Origin of the sequence: Alteromonas sp. S015, from assembly GCF_036864485.1 — a bacterium.
Taxonomy (GTDB): Bacteria; Pseudomonadota; Gammaproteobacteria; order Enterobacterales; family Alteromonadaceae; genus Alteromonas.
The window spans coordinates 166720-185227 of the sequence record NZ_JAZETO010000002.1 but is presented as its reverse complement, the minus strand read 5'-3'; the positions used below and the strand labels follow the sequence as shown (position 1 = coordinate 185227).

The window sequence follows — 18508 nt, the reverse complement described above, 5'->3', positions numbered from 1 at the left end:
GCTTTTTGTTCACCAATACTTCTCGCTTCTTAAAGTTAAAGTTGCTCTGCAATCAACTCGTTATCCAGCACAAAAGAAAAGTTGCTGCCTTCGCCTAATGTGCTGGTTACCTCTAAACGAGAATTATGATGGCTTAGTACATGTTTTACAATGGAAAGACCTAAGCCTGAACCACCAGTTTTACGAGAGCGCGCTTTATCTACACGATAAAAACGCTCAGTCAGGCGATTAAGATGGTTTTGCTCAATACCATCACCATTATCTACTACAGAAAATTGGGCGCCATTTGGTTTACGTTGCCAGTACACATTAATTTCACCACCTGCAGGGGTGTAGTGAACCGCATTGAAAACCAGATTTGAACATGCGCTTCGAAGCTCGGTTTCCACACCAAAAACATAGAGTTCCTTATCAATGTGGAAGTTTATTGTGTGTTTTTTTTCTTTGTTAAGCGCCTGCGCTTCCCGCTCAACTTGTTTAAGAACCACAGGAATATTCACAACATTTTCATAGATGCGCTCCGAACTTGCTTCAATGCGTGATAGCACTAACAAGTCTTCAATCAAGTTTTGCATACGCTGGGTTTGCGAGGTCATTTCTTTCATCGCTTTTTGCATAAACGGGTCAGAGCCTTCGTCAATGGGAAGGATTTCAAGGTATCCGTTAATGACTGTTAGCGGCGTGCGCAACTCATGCGACACATTCGCCACAAAGTCTTTACGCATTTCTTCAAGTTGAGAAACGCGCGTTATATCACGGGCAATCAGCAGCAGGTGCTCATCGCCATAGGGCATAATCCGGTATTCGAAAGTTTTGTTTGGATTAGTAGGCGACGGCACTTCAATGGGGTATTTGTAATTGCCCGCGTGAAAGTACTGAATAAATTCTGGGTGGCGCAACAAGTTGTCAATACGGCGCCCAGAATCTTGCGGCCATTTAAGCCCTAAATCCAAACGTGCAAGGCGGTTACACCAGATAATACAAGCCTTGGCATCGACCACAACGGCCGCATCAGGCAAGGCTTCAGAGCCCTCTCTAAAGCGTTTAACCAATTCGCCGAGCTCTTTACGCTTATTGCGGTTACGGCGTTGAAGGTAATAAATCCCTTCATAGATATGTTCCCACACACCACGCACGGTAGGCGGAGACATTTTTCGACTGTGCCATAACCAGCGGTTTAACTTATAAAGATGCCAGTAGTTAAATAACAGCAGTAGTGTTGCGCCAATAGCCACGGCAAATAACATGTCATCTAAATACCACCCGACTAGCGCAAAAACCACAAGGAATAGCACTAAGCGCAATGTACTTCTCAACCAAGAGAACGGGTAATACATGAAATAACTCGCGTTGTTAAAGGTGGAAACAGGCGCACGCCCGTTGGGCGCAAAGACAATCAGGGAACAACATCGTGCTACTCCCCATTATTTTAATTATTACAGCTTTGTAGAAAAACGGTAGCCCGCACCGCGCACTGTTTGGATCATAGCATCATGTCCGTGGCGAGAGATAGCCTTGCGTAGACGTCGAATATGAACATCAACCGTTCTATCTTCTACGTAAACGTTGGTTCCCCAAACATTGTCTAATAATAGTTCTCGGCTGTAGACACGCTCTGGATGGGTCATAAAGAAGTGCAACAACTTAAACTCGGTAGGCCCCATGTCTAACGGTTCATCATTCGCCATCACGCGATGTGATACCGGTTCAAGCTTAAGACCATTGAATTCAATAGGCTCCTCACTTGATGTGGGTGTCACTCGTCGCATTACTGCTTTAATTCTTGCCACAAGTTCCTTCGGTGAGAAAGGCTTAGTGACATAGTCATCAGCGCCCGCATCTAGGCCGCGAATTTTGTCTTCTTCTTCGCCTCGTGCTGTAAGCATAATGACCGGGATGTCACGAGTAAACTCGTGCTGCTTTAAACTTTTAGCCAGCTGAACACCACTACCTCCCGGTAACATCCAATCTAATAAGATTAAATCTGGGTAAGGTTCGCAAATTTTTTCTTGCGCGATGTCGAAATCTTCGGCTTCTATAATATTAAAACCAGATTGCTCAAGCACAAACTTAAGCATTTCACGGATAGGCGCTTCGTCCTCAACCACCAACACTGTACGAGACATCGTAATATTCCTGCTCATTTTTAAACGCCGTTATTATTAATGTGGTCTGTGACAGTTTTATTAAAACCATTACATTTATGTGTCAAGTTTAATACAAACTTGTTCCAAAGTTTAAATACATAATCTTGTTTATTCAGACGATTACGCATATTCTTGAAATTACACAAAACCGACTGTTATCGTTGCAAAGGTGAGCAACTGCCAGGCGATGTCGGTGATTCAAAAGGTCTGATGTAACAGGGGTGTGTTTATCGATGGCTGCGGTCAAGACAGGGTTATCAAGGAAACTCTTAGCCAGAGTGTTATCAGTGTACTTTTCTCTCACGCTGCTCGTAACAGTAGGACAAATTTTTACAGAATACCTTAGTACCAAAAATCACGTTGAAGGCGAGCTTCAAACGCTAAAAAACACCTTTTCCTCCAGTTTAACCCGCGCCTTATGGGAACTTAACCATGACCAAGTGCGAGCCATCGCCGAAGGCCTTATGTCGCTGCCCATTGTTGAAGGGCTTCAAGTTCGTGGTGAAAACGGCAACTACATTGCAGAATACGGCATTCGCGCTCAGCGTTCCAACGCTCCGGTTGACCGTGAAATAATTGAAGATCATCCTGGCGGCGTATTTAGCTACAGCTTCCCATTAGTGTTCAAATTCTCTGGTCGCGAATCTACCGTCGGCGATGTCACCTTATACTCTAGCTTTGATACTATTTTTAGTCGTATTGAAGTGGGCGTATTTTTTCTTATCGGTAATGCTTTAGTAAAAACAACATTTCTCGTCTTCTTGTTCATGACCGCATTTCGCACCATGCTTTCTGAACCTCTGCAGACCATTACCGAACAAATGGGGAATTTCGACCCTCAGCATCCAGAAGAAAGTAAGCTCACCATTAAGCTCGATGATGATAACGAACTGTTACAGCTTAAAGAATCTTATAACCACGTTATTGATGACCTTATTATTTCGAATAATAAGCTGAAGGACGCACAAAACGAACTCACCCTTGCCAACAAAAAACTAGACGATCAGAACTTAATTTTAGAACAAGAGGTAGCAAAGAAAACGGCGTCTTTGTCTCAGATCATGCTCGATTTAGAGCAGCAAAAAGACGAGCTGATTGCTCATCAGAGGGAGCTTCGTCAGGAAAACGAAAATCGCCAGTACATAGAAGCAGAACTTCGCAAGCGTAACCAAGAACTCGCCAGTTCAATGGATACGCTTCATCAAGCACAAGAGCAGCTAGTAGAGTCAGAGCGGATGGCGTCGCTTGGCGGCCTTGTTGCCGGAATCGCGCACGACGTGAACACGCCATTAGGCGTAAGTGTTACTGCAGCGAGTTTTCTACAAGAGCGACTTAATAACTTAAAGACAGACTTTGAAGATAAAAGCCTGACTAGCAAAAATATGGCAAGCTTTATTGATGAAGCTGAGCAAACGGCACTTTTACTTTTAAGTAATCTGGAGCGCGCGTCAGACCTTATTGCCAGCTTTAAACAAGTGGCCGTTGACCAAACCAGTGAAACCGAGCGCGAGTTTGTTTTAGGCGATTACATTAACGAAATCATTCAATCGTTAAAACCAAGCTTCAAACATACTAAACACAGAATCGACGTATCCTGCTCTGACAATTTAGTGGTGACTTGCGCCCCCGGCGCCATCGCTCAAATCGTTACAAATATGGTTGTTAACTCCATTACGCATGGCTTCGAAGGTAAAGCTGTCGGCACGGTAACACTTGACGTAAAAGAAGATGGCAATAACGTTGTGATCCACTATCAAGATGATGGCAGAGGACTAAGCGAAGAAGAGTTGAGCAAATTATTTGATGCGTTCTTTACCACTAAACGCGGAGAAGGTGGCAGCGGCTTAGGCACACATATTATGTATAATCTAGTCACGCAGTCATTGCATGGCCATATCGAAGCGCATAGCACTCGTGGCAATGGCTTGAAGTACACTATTCGCTTTCCGAAAAAAAATGCTTAAAGCATTTTTGTCGCAACCTATCTAAGGAACCTGTAATAAGCACGCTTTCCAGGACCTTTTATTCCATTGCACCGCATGTCGTACATTGGTACGCTTGCGCCCTATTTTTATCAAGAGAATGCTTACACTATGTGGTTTAAAAATGTAAAAGCCTATCAAATTACTCAGCCGCTATCGCTAGACGAGGGCGATTTAGAGCGCGCCCTTAATGAGCATGCTTTTCGCCCATGCGGCAGCCAAGATTTAGCAACCATGGGATTTGCCTCTCCGTTTTCTCAGGCGGGCAAGCAAGGCACCATGTTTCATGTTGTTCAACAGCGTTTTTGGATAACACTTAAGAAACAAGAAAAGATCTTGCCCGGTGCGGTGGTAAATGCCGAGCTTGACGAAATGGTGGCTAAAATTGAAATGGAAACGGGCTCGCCAGTTGGCAAAAAAGCCAAGGCAGATCTTAAACAAGAAATTCAAACCCGCTTGCTGCCACAGGCATTTACAAAAAACACCTACACTCACGGTTTTATTTCGCTTGCTGACAACTTAGTAGTGGTTGACGCATCATCAGACGGCAAAGCCGAAGCCTTTTTAGCCATGGTAAGAAAGGCCATTGGCTCACTTCCAGTAGTACCTTTTACGCGCAGAAGCCTTCAAAGTGAACTTACACATTGGGTTACAGAATCAACGCCAGAAGGAGTGAGCTTACTTGAAGAAGCAGAGCTTAAATCTACCGATGACACCGGCAGCGTTATTCGCTGTAAGAATCAACCGCTAGACAGCGAAGAAATCAGTATTCATTTAGATGCAGGTAAGCTGGTTCAAAAGGTCGCATTCGAATATGCAGAGACGTTAACGGCGATTATGTGTGAGGATGGCGCCATTAAACGTATTAAGTTCACTGACCGCATTAAAGAAGAAACTGACGACGTGCCAAAAGACCAGGTAGAAGCGCGCCTTGACGCAGAGTTTGCGCTAATGTCTGCCGAAATTTGTACGCTGCTTAATTTCCTTCGTGGTGCCCTTAATCTTAACGACGATAGTTTGTAATCCGCGTACTTTGTGAGCGCTCTCTAAAGGCGCTCTCGTTCGCCCATTCTATATTGCACTCGAGGCGACTTCACTATTTTTATGACTGTTACTACAGCTGTCTTCTCACAGGTTTTCAAACATATTTAAAGTAGTGTATGTAAAACTCTCTGCTCATGAACCACACTTATATTCATCCATTCTTCACGAAACTTTCACAACTCATTTTATTACCTACGTAATACTTAAATTGATGCACACGCATCAATTTAAATTAATTAAAGGAGTAATAAATGAAAGCGATATCATTGTTAGTTTTATTCTTGTACGGGGTAATTACGCCTAGTCAGGCAGCCGCGGCGTCAGATGTAGTACTTTATGACATAAGGATATTTAACGAATATGGTTATAAGCAACCAATATGGGCTGAAGGGGGGTCTATTCCATCAACGGTGGCTGGGCAACCCAATGTAAACAGCGCCGCTGACGCTAAAGCCTTTGGGTTTTGTCGGGTTAACAACTTTGACTTCGCTGTTACTTATACCACTACATGTGGTGAAGATGAGTCTACCTATATGGATTACACTGGACAAGGGAACTGGGTGAGCAGAGACTCGGGAAGCGCCAATCGGTGCTATAAATTATTATCTACTGTTACGTGTCGTACCAAGCGATAAATACCGATATCGGCCAGAGCACCTTCTGGCCGGTTATGTTTTTTCGAATACGCGCTTTAGTAAACACCCATGTGCCTCTCAATGATTCATGGATTGGTGGCACGTTTCAAATTACTTCCGTGAACTGATGAATATGAGTGTCCCCCCTTTTAACCTTAGTCCTTTTATTTTTATCCACCAAAAATTGACAGATATGCCTTCTTTAATACTTACGCGAATCTTCACTTTAAAAGTCTATATTTACGGTTCAGCCTGGGTAGTGAATCACCACGATAAAGCGCGTTTCCCCGAGTTGATCTCGATAACCATGAGGCTGATCCGCACGTAACAAACATTGCTCTTGTGCCTGATAGGTTTGCCACTGACCGTCTTGTAAAACACCCAATTTTCCTTGCAATACGTGAATATGTTCAATTACACCTATTTGATGGGCCGAAGAGTGCTGCTCATGAAAGTCCGTTAAGCAAAGTTCAAACATTTCAAACTGGGTGACCGAGTTAAAAGGAAATAACGTCTTAATGGTTACGTTTGGGTCGTTAGCGAACTTATTATCGGCGTGTTGAGAACTAAACGCTGTCTCGCCAGATGATAAGAAGGAAGAAAACGAACATTCAAGGCCTGTGGCTATTTTCCACAGGATAGCGATAGTAGGGCTAGACTCGCCGCGCTCTATCTGCCCCAACATGGCTTTAGACACCCCCGTCAATTGCGCTGTTTTATCAAGGGAAAGCCCCCTAGCTTTTCGAACAGACTGCAGGTGCACTGCAATGCTCTTTGAAATAACAGAGGGCTGCGTATTCGCTTTTGTCATTTAATCAATGCCTTTTTTCCGTCGATATTACTAACTCACTTGTGCGCTATAACGCACAAGTGATAAGTTACACTTTGTGCGTTATAGCGCACAAGCGAGTTAGGTTAGCACATTCGATGAACGCTAAGTGCGTTTTTTGTGTTATGGATTTCAAACCACTGTTTAAGCTTGGGTATTTTCATGAGTAAATGGAAGATCAGCCATATCAGCGCTGGGCTTACCGCCGTTACGGTAGGCTATAGTAGCTCTGTAGTCATTATTATAGATGTAGCGCGTAAAGCCGGTGCCAGCGAAGACATGGTAGTGAGTTGGTTGTTTGCGCTTGGGCTGGGTATGGGCACTACCTGCATTCTTTTCTCATGGCTTTCTAAACTGCCCATTGTTACCGCATGGTCTACCCCAGGAGCGGCCTTTTTGTTAACGAGTATCGGCGACTATCGCTTAAGTGAAGCCATTGGTGCATTTATACTTTGCGCATTGCTTTCTCTTGTAACAGCGCAAAGCCGTAGCCTGCTTAAACAAATAAGTCGGATTCCTCCTGCAATTTCATCGGCGCTTTTGGCCGGAATTCTCTTACCTATATGCCTTGCAATATTCAGTGATGTTAATGACGCTCCGTACTTAGTTGCGTCATTTATCGCTGCTTATTTGGTAGGAAGCCGACTGTTCCCCCGTTATCTTATGCTGTTGCTGCTGTTCATGTCTGTGGCCATCAGCTTGTTTATGAGCAGTGCAAACGGTATGGTTACTTTACCTAGCGACTCATTAGCGCTGTCACCAATGTTTACCCTACCCGAGCCCATTTGGGTTACGCCCACTTTCTCACTTAGTGCTGCCATTGGATTAGCATTTCCCCTTTTTCTTATTACCACGCTTTCTCAAAACCTGCCTGGCATTGCTATTCATCACGCCCATGGTTATACGCCCAACCACAAACCAATTTTGTCAGGTATTGCTGTTGTTCAAGCTTTTTTAGCACCGTTCGGCGGCTTTACCTTTAACTTAGCGGCAATAACGGCGGCATTATGTATGGGGGAGCAAGCGGATAGTGAAAAATCGCAGCGCTATAAAGCGGCTATAGCAGCTGGCGTAGCGTATTTATTTATGGGGCTTTTAGCGTCTGTGGTGGTTGCACTCTTTGTCAGTATGCCCAGTATCATCATTCATTTACTGGCCGGGCTAGCCCTGTTGGCTACGCTGCAAGGGGCATTAGTTCGCGCTATGGAAGTTGAACATCACAGAGCCCCTGCATTGCTTACCTTACTGTGCACAGCGTCAGGATTTAGTTTATTTTCAATGACCTCAGCGGTGTGGGGATTAGGACTAGGGTTATTGCTGCTTTATATTCAAAAGACACCTAACTACGCGTAATGTTGATTGTTAAATTTAGCTCTCATTCACGCCGCCTTCAATTAACAAAAAAGCCGATACTAAGGATACCCCCTAGTATCGGCCCAAGCAGTAATGTATAACTCGTTATTGTGTAAAAATACTTACAAGAAGATTTGCTTCGCGGCGTTTGTAAGCTCTTCAAACTCGTCAGAGTGAAGCTCGCCCATATCTTCAACCACACCACGCTGAATCGCTAAGTTTAAGATGGCATCTTTTTGACTGTCTATTGCACCAGAGACTGCTGCACCAACACGAACGAAGTCAATGTAAGTTAACTCTTCAGGCATATAACTTAGGTCTTTCCAATTTTTTGAAACATTAACGAATGTTTCACCGAATCCCCATTCAGTCATAATGCTTGCACCAATGCGACCTGCTAATTTGTCAATTGCCACTTCAAGGAAAGAAGGGTTCGCAAAAACTTCAGGATGACGCTCAGCTTCAGTTAAAATAGGCAGAACACCAATGTTGTGAACCAGCGCCGCTAATGTCATGGTATCCATACTCATTTCGCGCTTTTTCGTACGTGCTATGTAAAGTTGAAGCACCGCCATTGAATGAGCAACGATATTCACTGTATTCGCCCACTCTTGCTGCAAATAGCGTGCGACTATGTCGTTCTTAGAAACGAATAGCTGTTCCATAGCCAACGCCGTAGAAATGTTTTTAATTTGGCGTAAGCCTATTCGAGTCACCGCTTGACTAATAGACGTAACTTTTACGCTGCGCCCCATGTAAGCGCTGTTTGCAATTTTAATCATTCTTGCACTAAGCGATGGGTCTTGACCAACCACGTCACCCATCGCGCTTAAATTAATGTCGGGATCATCTGCTGCTTTGCGGACTTTTAATGCAATTGCAGGAAGCGTGGGGAGGACGAGCGTGTCATTGTTTATCTTTTCAACCAAGATGGTTGAGAGCGCGTTCTGTGTAGACATATTTCTACCCTTAGAAAGTTCCAAATAGCCTTGTGAAGGCGATAGGTTGCTTTATCAATTAACCATTTCAACCACCAGTAAACCCGATGACCAAAGTAGATTCGATGTTTTTTGCATTCCGTGCGTCAACTTACATAGGCGCCTATGTCCACACTAAAATACAAACCGTTTATTGTTTTATTATGAAATTTCTATCACCATACTATAGTAGCTCTTTAGTTTCGACCAACTAAAAAAATACAGGGTCGATGCGATTCATTAGCAAGGGCAGAACCACCAGAGCTTACTTAAAGTATAGACAACTAGTAACAAACCACTATCGATATTAAACAAATATCTTTCATACTTTTGTATTAAATCAAAAGCATAGCTATAGTGAGCTATCTATTTGCCGCCCCATATAATGTGAAACAGTGCGGTTTAACGACATGGTAAAAGTCATTATGAAAAAAATAATTTCTACGTACTCTCCTATTGCTGCGGCAGTAGCGGGTTTATTTATGCTAACTGCGTGCAGCAAAAGCGCCGATACAACGCAAACTAAAACGGCAAAACCTGAAACTGCAGCAGAACAAACTTTACTTGTTGATGAGTCTCGCTTGTCTATTTACCACGGTGTGGACCTTACCAGCGATTTGTCACACCTTGGTGATAATCAACGTCAGATGCTTTCACTATTAATTGATGCGTCGAAAATTATGGACGATTTGTTTTGGAAACAAGCGTTTTTTGACGATAAAGATGCCTTTCTCTCCTCCATTAACAACGAGAAGGTACGTCACTTTGCAAAAATAAATTATGGCCCTTGGGATCGTCTAAACGGCGACACGCCTTTTATCAGCGGTTATGAAGACAAAGCGCTGGGTGCTGAATTTTACCCTCACGATATGGAAAAGGAAGAATTTGCCACGGCAGACTTTAGCGATAAGCAAGGTCTTTACTCCATTGTTAAGCGCGATGAAGCTGGCAATCTTTATACAGTACCTTACTCTGAAGCATTCAAGAGTGAGCTAATGAAGGCGTCTGAGTTACTTAAAAAAGCATCGCAGCTTGCTGAAGATGAAAGCTTCAAACAATATTTGCAGCTGCGTTCTGAAGCCCTATTGTCGAACGATTACCTTGCTTCTGATATGGCTTGGATGGATATGAAGACCAACCCTGTTGAATTGGTTATCGGCCCCATTGAAAGCTATGAAGATCAACTCTTTGGCTATCGTGCGGCATTTGAGGCCTATGTACTGATTAAAGATTTGGCTTGGAGTGAAAAGCTTGCAAAATACGCGGCTTTTTTACCTGAATTGCAGCAAGGCCTTCCGGTTGCTGACGCATACAAAGCGGAAATGCCAGGTTCTGATGCAGACCTTAACGCTTATGACGTTATTTATTATGCCGGTCACTCTAATGCAGGCAGTAAAACCATTGCGATTAACTTACCAAATGATGAGCGAGTGCAGTTAGAAAAAGGCACCCGCCGCCTTCAGCTAAAAAACGCGATGCGTGCAAAGTTCGATACTATTTTGGTGCCAATTGCCGATACCTTAATTGTACCAGAGCAACGTGAACACATTACGTTCGACGCATTTTTCGCAAACACCATGTTTCACGAAGTTGCGCACGGTTTAGGCATTAAGAATACCTTAGATGGTTCAGGCACCGTACGCGGCGCACTTAAAGAACATGCGTCAGCGCTAGAAGAAGGTAAAGCGGATATTCTGGGCCTATACATGGTGCAAAGCCTTCTTGAAAAAGGTGAAATTACCGAAGGTACGCTAGAAGACTACTATGTTACTTTCATGGCAGGAATTTTCCGTTCAGTGCGGTTTGGTGCAAGCTCAGCTCATGGAAAAGCGAACATGATCCGCTTCAACTTCTTTGCCCAGCAGGGCGCCTTCGAGAAAACAGAAGACGGCATGTATCGAGTAAATATGGAGAAGATGGGCGCCGCTGTAGAAGCGCTATCTGAACTAATTCTTACGCTACAAGGTGACGGCGATTACGACGGCGTAGCGAAGCTAGTAGAAACTATGGGTGTAATTAAGCCTGATCTTGCTTCGGATTTAGCACGTCTGGAAGCAGCGAGCATTCCGGTTGATATTCACTTCAACCAAGGTAAGAAAGTGCTGGGGCTTGCTGACTAAGTAAGCACTGTACTCATTAAATAAAATGCCGCCCTGAGATAACTATCGAGAGCGGCATTTTTGTATTCTTATCTTTCCACGCTACTCTACGTGCTGCTTCATGTTTTCAGTATAAGGAGGCCAGCCCAGCGGTTTGCCTGCCAACACATGTAAGTGAATGTGATATACCGTTTGACCACCATATTCATTGCAATTCATTACAGTACGAAAGCCTTGGTCAGCAAACCCTTGTTCCTTTGCAATTTTTGCTGCAACAAATGACAAGTGTCCCACCACTTCTCGATCTTCTTCTGCAATATCATTTACCGTCGCAATTTGCTTTTTCGGGATAACCAAAAAGTGAGTTGGAGCCTGAGGATTTATATCTTTAAACGCCAGCGCCAATTCATCTTCGTACAAAATATCCGCAGGGATTTTCTTGCTGATAATTTTATCAAATATTGTTTCTGCCATGTCTCACTTCCCTTCCAATGAGGTGTTTACCAATTACATCTGCAATGTTTAAAACTCACTAGCTAACCTAATTATAAGGTTCAAACTTAAGTGTTTTCTTTTTCGCCAGGGCGTAACTTTGTCGAAATTTTACGCCCGGTTTTCTTTACTTATGCGAAAACAAACCACAGTAGCACTGTGCCTAATGCCAAGCGATAGATAACGAAAGGCAACATGCCGATACGCGATATCCAACTCAGGAACAAATAGATACAAAGGTAGGCACTTACAAATGAAAACGCCGCGCCACAAAGTAGTGCATACCAATCTACCGCTTCGTTGGCATTAAGCAGGTCCAAAGTGGCTAATAGCCCCGCGCCTAAGATGACAGGAATAGACAGTAAAAAAGAAAAACGTGCACACGCTTCGCGCTTTAGGCCTAACATCAAACCAGCGGTCATAGTAATACCTGAGCGAGATGTCCCCGGAATGAGCGCCAACACTTGGGCAACCCCAATATAGATAGCTTGCTTTAGCGTCAGCCTTTCGAGCTCCTGTTCCCGTTTTGCAGTGGCATCGGCGTACCAGAGCAACAAGCCAAAAATAATGGTGGTAGCCGCGATTACCAGCGCCGTACGTGCATTTTCCTCTATCCACCCTTTCATTAAAAAACCAATTATAACGGCGGGAATAGTTGCCACAATCACGTACCACGCGAGCTTACTGTCTGTGGTCTGCTGTTTGCTAAACCCTTGTGTTACCCACGCCACCGCCATCTGCGCTATTTCTTGACGAAAATAGAGCATAACCGCCAGCAGGCTTCCCACATGAACGGCTACGTCAAACGCTAAGCCTTGGCTTACCCAGCCGAAAAGTTCAGCGGGTAGCAGCAAGTGCCCAGAACTACTGATAGGAAGAAACTCAGTAACGCCCTGAATAATTGCTAGAATTATAATTTCAAAAAGTGTCATTCCCTTGCCTAACTCCAAGTAAAGTCAATTGGCCATAATTGCTGTTTCTGTTTATCAAAGTTTTGCCACATTTGGGCATAGGTTTCTTGCGTTTCAGGGTGAATGTCGTTGGGAACAAGTTCAGCTAACGGCCAAAGCACGAACGCGTTGTAGCAAATTTCTTCGCGAGGTAAAACCACGGGGGTGGAGGTTACCTTACTATCATAGGTAAGCAAATCGAGATCAAGGGTTCTGGCGCAGAATTTTTTATCGGTATGCACCCTGCCGTTGTCTTTCTCTATCGCCTTCAGTATCGCGCATACTTCTTCTACGCTTTTCGACGTCGTCGCACGTACTGCGGCGTTATAAAACGGGCTGCCGTTGAAGCCCACCGCTTCGCTCTCGTAAACCGACGACACTGACACGTCAGAGAAATGCTGCTTCAGCGCGACTAAAGATTGCTTGGTGTAATATTCGCGCTCAATGTTTGAGCCAATACTGATTAAAATTGTATGTTCAGACATTAATCGCGCTCTTTACGCATTTCAACGGCAACGGTTTGCGCATTTGGCAGGATGTTCGGTTTTACTATTTTCAGGGTTATCGAAGTAGCCGAAAAATTAGCAAGTACGGCGTCCATTACTTTGCTACCGAAGGCTTCAAGCAGCTCGAAGGCGCTTTCTTTGCCAACATCCACAATGCATGCTGCCACTTTGGCATAATCTACCGTGTCAGCAACGTCGTCACTTTGCATCGCTGCGCGCAAATCGACTTCAAGTGTTACATCAAGAAGTAACTGGGTGGTTGTTACTCGCTCCCAATCATAAACACCAATCAGGGTGTCCACTTCAAGCCCTGTTATATAAATTTTACCCATGGAATTTTTTCATCTTGTACTGTTATTAACCAGTTCATAGGCATTTCTACCGGCCTTTCTACTGGTCTTACTACTGCGCTTTCACCCACATATTGCTGGTAAACGGTGGTATATCGCGTTTGGATGGAGTAGCTTTACGCTTGTGTGGCACAACTATACCGTTGTATGACAACTTGGAGCAACCAAGGTTTAACAATTTAATACGGTTAACGCTTATTGAGCTTGCCCACTCTAAATTTGACCTTAAAGAAGGCAATGCTATTTACACGTTTTTAATAATTAGAATGAAAAAATGATTTCGCTAACTCTTTTAATGATGGCTGTTGCCTACCTATTTGGCTCACTTTCAAGTGCTGTGGTTATTAGCCAATTGTTTGGGTTGCCAGACCCAAGAACTGCTGGTTCTCTAAACCCTGGCGCCACCAATGTATATCGACTGGGCGGTCGTATTCCAGCGCTACTTGTGCTTGTCATGGATATATTAAAAGGCACCATTCCCGTGTATGGCAGCTACTTTTTGGGTATAGAGCCAATAATGCTTGGCGTGATCGCTATCTTTGCATGCTTAGGCCATATTTTTCCGCTTTATTTTGGCTTTAAAGGCGGTAAAGCGGTCGCCACAGCCTTCGGCGCTATGCTCCCCATTGGGCTCGATTTGGCAGGTTTGCTAATATTAAGTTGGGTAGTAGCAGTGTTTCTTACAGGGTATTCTTCATTGGGCGCGCTTATCGCGGTATCTCTTGCGCCGCTGTTCACATTTATGATTAAGCCATTGTATACCATTCCGGTAGCCATGCTTTCGCTGCTTATCATTTTACGTCATAAAGACAACATTACCCGCCTAATGGCGGGCAATGAAAGTAAAGTGTGGGATAAGGGAAAAGTTAAAGAGTAAGCGCCTTTTCCAGCACATCTAACTTACCATCTATCGGCGTAATTGGCGCAATACCAAGTATTTTGGCCAACGCAGGATAAACCTCTAAATTGCTAAACACAGGTAGGGTGATATTTGTCTTAAACGCAGGCCCTACTGCAACAAACGTCGCCCCCATATCAGGCAACGTATTCATATAGCCATGCCCACCTTTACTAGTATGCATGCTGTTGGCGTTTTTAAAGCGTGCAGGTGGAGCTATCTCAATAATAATATCGCCGGTCCTATTTCCCATTTCCATGTGTCGCTTTGCGCGCTGCTTATCATCAAGCACAATGTAGCGGTTTTCCGCTATCTCAGTAAGACGCTTTACCTCATCAAGAACACGCTTGTCAGACACGCCTTCTTTAGCGTAAAGATGAATTTGCGCTCCCTCATTTTCAGTAATGAAGCTATCAGGTATAGATAAAGACTCAACCTCTATAAGCTGGCTTTCATCTATGGGTGTCATGCCATGGTCTGATACCACCACTAGATTTACCGGCAAATTCAATGCATTAATGCGTTCGTAAAGTTGACCGATAAGCGCATCCACTTCCTGCACCGCATCATTGGTTTTATCGGCAAAAGGGCCTTCATCATGGCCTATCGAATCGGTAAGCGAAAAATAGCCTGCAATAAAGCGAGGGCGAGACACCTCTGGCAGTTTCAACCACGCTATAATTTGGTCTACACGTTGCTGGTAATCAGCATATTTAGAATAGTGGTAAAAGTAGCTAGGCAAGGCACCTGATATACGTGAGTCAGACTCAGGCCAAAAAAAGGTAGCTGCCTTCATGCCATGATATTCCACTAAGTTCCAAAGCGGTGTCGCAGTAATCCACGTGCTGTCCATACCACCATAGCCAAGTTTATACTGCGCGTAGCCATCTTTCGTTGGTCGAGACTTATCATAAAAACGATTGTTTACAATGCCATGGTGTTTCGGCAATAACCCAGTAATGAGTGAAATGTGGTTGGGAAAGGTATTCGACGGATAGACTGGGGTCATAGATGACGCTCTTACCCCTTTTTTTGCAATGCTATTAAGGTGGTTAGCGTTGTGTAACTCGATATAGTCGTGGCGAAATCCATCAAGAGAAATGAGCACGACATACTGGTCTTGCTTCATTTGCCTTTCAGACTCAATAGAGAGTGATTTGCTTGATGCAAATGCATGGGACGCGGTGAGCACTGCAAAGGAAATAGAAATAAATAGCGACAAAGCTAAATATAACCGCGTTGCATTTTGTTTTGTTCCGTCTGTTACTATGCGCATGCTTTTTACGTCCTTATTCGAGGTTCTTCTTAGTAAAACAAAAGGCAATGAAATGCGCTTTCATTGCCTCTTACTTATAGTTTGTCTGATTGGCTTGCTATGCTCAATTACCGCCCAGTACTCCTATTGATGAACGATGTCGCCTCTAGGACGCGCTGCTACACTCGCTAGCTGTTTAAATTGCTGACAAGGTATCAAGGGGCCAGCGCGGTTTCGCTTGCGACGACAACGCCAACGTTTCTCCGGCTATCAAACGCTGCATGCCCGCATAGGCAATCATAGCACCATTGTCTGTACAATACGCTAAGCTTGGGTAAAACACCTCACCTTTAAGCTCTTGCATAAGCGCTTTCATCTCACTACGCAGCATAGTGTTCGCACTCACGCCACCAGCTATAACTAAGCGTTTCATGCCTGTCTGCTTCAGTGCACGCTTACATTTAATGATAAGCGTATCAACGACGGCCTCTTGGAATGCGTACGCAATATTCGCTTTAATTTGCTCAACCTCATCTTCGGTCAAGTTAGCATTATCGGTTAGGTCAGCATCGCGAATGGTGTTCGCAGCAAAAGTTTTAAGACCGCTAAAGCTGAAATCTAGTCCTGGTCGGTCGGTCATCGGGCGAGGAAACTTATAATGCCCGGCTTCTCCCTTTTCAGCCAGTTTGGCTAATAGAGGACCACCAGGGTAATCTAGACCTAGCAATTTAGCCGTTTTATCAAATGCCTCCCCTGCAGCGTCATCAATAGACTCGCCAAGTACTTCATATTGACCAATGCCTTCGACTTTTACCAGCATTGAGTGGCCACCTGAAACCAATAAAGCTACGAAAGGAAATTCAGGTGCGTCGTCTTCAAGCATAGGCGCTAATAAATGCCCTTCCATATGATGAACGCCCACTGCTGGCACATTCCACGCGTAGGCCAATGAACGTCCTACTGATGAACCCACTAATAACGCGCCCACTAAACCTGGGCCTTGGGTAAAAGCAACGCCGTCGATCTCTGAAGGCTGAGTGTTAGCGTCTTCCATAGCCTTTTCAATTAAAGGAATGATCTTTCTCACATGATCCCGTGAGGCAAGTTCAGGCACAACACCACCGTAGTCTGCGTGCAGCTTTACTTGGCTATATAGTTCGTGCGACAGCAACCCTTTTTCATCGTCGTAAACGGCGATGCCAGTTTCGTCACAAGATGTTTCTATTCCTAAAATACGCATGGGGAGTAACCCTTTTACTACTAACTTCAATGCTTCGTTTTTGGATTTGCTGTCTTATTTTTATCACAACACGTATTCACACAATTGTTGAGAGCCATAATGACTAAGCAAATATCCAAAACTGAGAAAATAATTCTGGCGATCTGATGCGATCATCTTTATGATCCAGCCGCGATCATAACACTACCCTAGTCAGAATCATCTGATTCCACACTTTTGAACACTCATTTTTCAAAAGGGAATTGAGCAAGAAAACATTCTGAAAAGGGCGCTTATACAAGCCGAGTTAAACAACACGGAGCTTAACGAGCGCAGAGTTTACCTTTAATCCTGCATTCATGGAATGCCAGTGAACAGGTAAATGAACGGTAAATGCACAATATTGGCTATTTTTTGGCAATTCATCCTTTACTTTCTCTGTAGATATGATTAGAATTTCGCACCATTTTTAACCCGGGTGGCCTTTTTAGCGCACAATTTTACCCGGATTTACACAGTAAAAGTTTTGAGGTGAGTGTTTAATGCCTATCGTTAAAGTTAGAGAAAACGAGCCGTTTGATGTGGCGCTGCGTCGTTTTAAGCGTTCTTGTGAAAAAGCAGGTGTTCTTTCTGAAGTTCGTCGTCGTGAATTCTTCGAAAAGCCAACTTGGGAACGCAAGCGCAAGAAAGCTGCCGCTAAGAAGCGTCATCTTAAGAAGCTAGCTCGTGAAAACGCACGTCGCGTAAAACTCTACTAATATAGGGTTAAGTAACGAGTCTGAAAGGTGTTGCAATTGCAGCACCTTTCGCGTTTCTGGGCCTCTATTTTTTGGTCTTATTCTCAACGACTCCATTTTTTCCTTTTCAAATGGTTGCATTTGATTTTCAACCTGGGGCTTAATAATACCAGTCCGCATAAAACATTACCCTCTCAGCGAGAGGTAAAATGTTCGTAATCGCGGCATGTTACCGCAGGTGTAGTGGCTCTACATCAAGGTGGCACAACAAAGAGTATGGACATTTTAAACTCGCCCTTCGGGAAGGTCTGGCAAGCTTCATTCTGGGAATTTGAAAGGGAGCACCATTCCTGCATTCTCACGCTTCGGTATGAAGCTAGCCAGCGCCTTCTGAGTGGGCAATGATCTATGCGGATTGGTATAAGCTCAATCTACTAATAAAAATCAGGAAACATCATGGCACTAATTGATGATTTAAAAGCAGCGCAAAAAGATGCGATGCGTGCAAAAGAAAAAGTACGTCTTGGTACTATTCGTATGGCAATGGCTGCCATTAAGCAAAAAGAAATCGATGAACAAATTACGCTAGACGATAGCGCAATCTTAGCGGTACTAACCAAAATGGTTAAGCAGCGCCAAGACGCGGCTGCCCAATACGACGCAGCAAACCGCGACGACCTAGCTAGCAAAGAGCGTGAAGAAATCACTTACATTGAAGATTTCTTACCTCAGCCTTTGACTGACGATGAGCTAAATGCACTTATCGACGAAACCATGGCTGCGACCGGAGCATCGGGTATGCAGGATATGGGTAAGGTCATGGGCGCCTTGAAACCTAAGGTTCAAGGCCGCACCGACATGGGTGCTTTAAGTGCAAAAATTAAAGCGCGCTTGAACGCTTAAACTCTGCCCTTTCGTAAAAGTGAAGCGTGTAGAAGGTGTGCATTGTCACACCTTCATTGTTCTCATTTTTACACTTCCCTGTTAAAGTAGACTACTGTTTTCATAATGTTGTAGCCTGTCGTTTCAAACGCA

Annotated in this window: 18 protein-coding genes; 8 read left to right on the top strand and 10 right to left on the bottom strand. The window is 44.1% G+C overall.

From position 1 onward, the window contains the following. Nucleotides 1-35 precede the first annotated feature (35 nt). Together phoR and phoB are read right to left on the bottom strand one after the other, a co-directional pair. Entirely contained in the window at nucleotides 36-1337 is a 1302-nt protein-coding gene (gene phoR, locus V7R42_RS04880; protein ID WP_334019085.1) for a phosphate regulon sensor histidine kinase PhoR, read from the bottom strand. 99 nt (nucleotides 1338-1436) lie between these two features. Beyond that, on the bottom strand, nucleotides 1437-2126 hold the full coding sequence (phoB, locus tag V7R42_RS04875; RefSeq protein ID WP_014997327.1) for a phosphate regulon transcriptional regulator PhoB: 690 nt from the start codon (nucleotides 2124-2126) through the stop codon (nucleotides 1437-1439). A gap of 254 nt (nucleotides 2127-2380) precedes the next feature. On the opposite strand from phoB, the gene V7R42_RS04870 reads away from it, so the two are divergent. The 3 genes from V7R42_RS04870 to V7R42_RS04860 all read left to right on the top strand — a co-directional run bounded on the left by V7R42_RS04870 (nucleotide 2381) and on the right by V7R42_RS04860 (nucleotide 5808). Further along, a complete protein-coding gene (locus tag V7R42_RS04870; protein WP_334019084.1) occupies nucleotides 2381-4111 on the top strand; it encodes a sensor histidine kinase in 1731 nt (576 codons plus the stop codon). Between the two features lie 129 nt (nucleotides 4112-4240). Continuing rightward, nucleotides 4241-5152, top strand: coding sequence for a recombination-associated protein RdgC (gene rdgC, locus V7R42_RS04865; RefSeq protein ID WP_334019368.1), 912 nt, complete (start codon nucleotides 4241-4243; stop codon nucleotides 5150-5152). 272 nt (nucleotides 5153-5424) lie between these two features. Beyond that, nucleotides 5425-5808: a hypothetical protein gene (locus tag V7R42_RS04860; RefSeq protein WP_334019083.1), complete on the top strand. Its 384-nt coding sequence runs from the start codon at nucleotides 5425-5427 to the stop codon at nucleotides 5806-5808. Between the two features lie 247 nt (nucleotides 5809-6055). Here the strand turns inward: V7R42_RS04860 and V7R42_RS04855 are convergent, their stop codons facing one another. Then, entirely contained in the window at nucleotides 6056-6619 is a 564-nt protein-coding gene (locus tag V7R42_RS04855) for a helix-turn-helix domain-containing protein (RefSeq protein ID WP_334019082.1), read from the bottom strand. A 180-nt stretch (nucleotides 6620-6799) separates the two neighbouring features. Here V7R42_RS04855 and V7R42_RS04850 point away from each other — a divergent pair, with 180 nt between their 5' ends. Then, nucleotides 6800-7990, top strand: coding sequence for a benzoate/H(+) symporter BenE family transporter (locus tag V7R42_RS04850; protein WP_334019081.1), 1191 nt, complete (start codon nucleotides 6800-6802; stop codon nucleotides 7988-7990). Between the two features lie 122 nt (nucleotides 7991-8112). Here V7R42_RS04850 and V7R42_RS04845 read toward each other — a convergent pair whose 3' ends face one another. Further along, on the bottom strand, nucleotides 8113-8949 hold the full coding sequence (locus V7R42_RS04845) for an HDOD domain-containing protein (RefSeq protein ID WP_334019080.1): 837 nt from the start codon (nucleotides 8947-8949) through the stop codon (nucleotides 8113-8115). A 443-nt stretch (nucleotides 8950-9392) separates the two neighbouring features. Between V7R42_RS04845 and V7R42_RS04840 the strand changes: the two genes are divergently transcribed. Then, complete coding sequence (locus tag V7R42_RS04840; RefSeq protein WP_334019079.1) at nucleotides 9393-11087, top strand: dipeptidyl-peptidase 3 family protein; 1695 nt, start codon at nucleotides 9393-9395, stop codon at nucleotides 11085-11087. 81 nt (nucleotides 11088-11168) lie between these two features. Here the strand turns inward: V7R42_RS04840 and V7R42_RS04835 are convergent, their stop codons facing one another. The 4 genes from V7R42_RS04835 to folB all read right to left on the bottom strand — a co-directional run bounded on the left by V7R42_RS04835 (nucleotide 11169) and on the right by folB (nucleotide 13346). After that, complete coding sequence (locus V7R42_RS04835) at nucleotides 11169-11540, bottom strand: histidine triad nucleotide-binding protein (protein WP_334019078.1); 372 nt, start codon at nucleotides 11538-11540, stop codon at nucleotides 11169-11171. Between the two features lie 149 nt (nucleotides 11541-11689). After that, nucleotides 11690-12490, bottom strand: coding sequence for an undecaprenyl-diphosphate phosphatase (locus V7R42_RS04830; protein ID WP_334019077.1), 801 nt, complete (start codon nucleotides 12488-12490; stop codon nucleotides 11690-11692). Between the two features lie 8 nt (nucleotides 12491-12498). Beyond that, nucleotides 12499-12993 (bottom strand): 2-amino-4-hydroxy-6-hydroxymethyldihydropteridine diphosphokinase, encoded by a 495-nt coding sequence (gene folK, locus V7R42_RS04825; RefSeq protein WP_334019076.1) that lies wholly within the window; start codon nucleotides 12991-12993, stop codon nucleotides 12499-12501. Next, nucleotides 12993-13346, bottom strand: a complete 354-nt coding sequence (gene folB / locus V7R42_RS04820; RefSeq protein ID WP_334019075.1) for a dihydroneopterin aldolase — start codon at nucleotides 13344-13346, stop codon at nucleotides 12993-12995. The genes folK and folB overlap by 1 nt, the downstream gene beginning before the upstream one ends. A 292-nt stretch (nucleotides 13347-13638) precedes the next feature. Here folB and plsY point away from each other — a divergent pair, with 292 nt between their 5' ends. Beyond that, nucleotides 13639-14241, top strand: coding sequence for a glycerol-3-phosphate 1-O-acyltransferase PlsY (gene plsY / locus V7R42_RS04815; protein WP_334019074.1), 603 nt, complete (start codon nucleotides 13639-13641; stop codon nucleotides 14239-14241). Here plsY and V7R42_RS04810 read toward each other — a convergent pair. After that, nucleotides 14231-15538, bottom strand: a complete 1308-nt coding sequence (locus V7R42_RS04810) for an alkaline phosphatase family protein (protein WP_334019073.1) — start codon at nucleotides 15536-15538, stop codon at nucleotides 14231-14233. The two genes, plsY and V7R42_RS04810, sit on opposite strands and share 11 nt — an antisense overlap. A gap of 175 nt (nucleotides 15539-15713) precedes the next feature. Beyond that, the gene (gene tsaD, locus V7R42_RS04805) at nucleotides 15714-16757 is read right to left on the bottom strand and encodes a tRNA (adenosine(37)-N6)-threonylcarbamoyltransferase complex transferase subunit TsaD (RefSeq protein WP_334019072.1); all 1044 of its coding nucleotides are present in this window, start codon (nucleotides 16755-16757) and stop codon (nucleotides 15714-15716) included. A 521-nt stretch (nucleotides 16758-17278) separates the two neighbouring features. Here tsaD and rpsU point away from each other — a divergent pair. Together rpsU and V7R42_RS04795 are read left to right on the top strand one after the other, a co-directional pair. After that, nucleotides 17279-17494, top strand: a complete 216-nt coding sequence (rpsU, locus tag V7R42_RS04800) for a 30S ribosomal protein S21 (protein WP_012517258.1) — start codon at nucleotides 17279-17281, stop codon at nucleotides 17492-17494. Nucleotides 17495-17929: 435 nt separating this feature from the next. Then, on the top strand, nucleotides 17930-18376 hold the full coding sequence (locus V7R42_RS04795) for a GatB/YqeY domain-containing protein (RefSeq protein ID WP_012517256.1): 447 nt from the start codon (nucleotides 17930-17932) through the stop codon (nucleotides 18374-18376). Nucleotides 18377-18508: the final 132 nt, after the last annotated feature.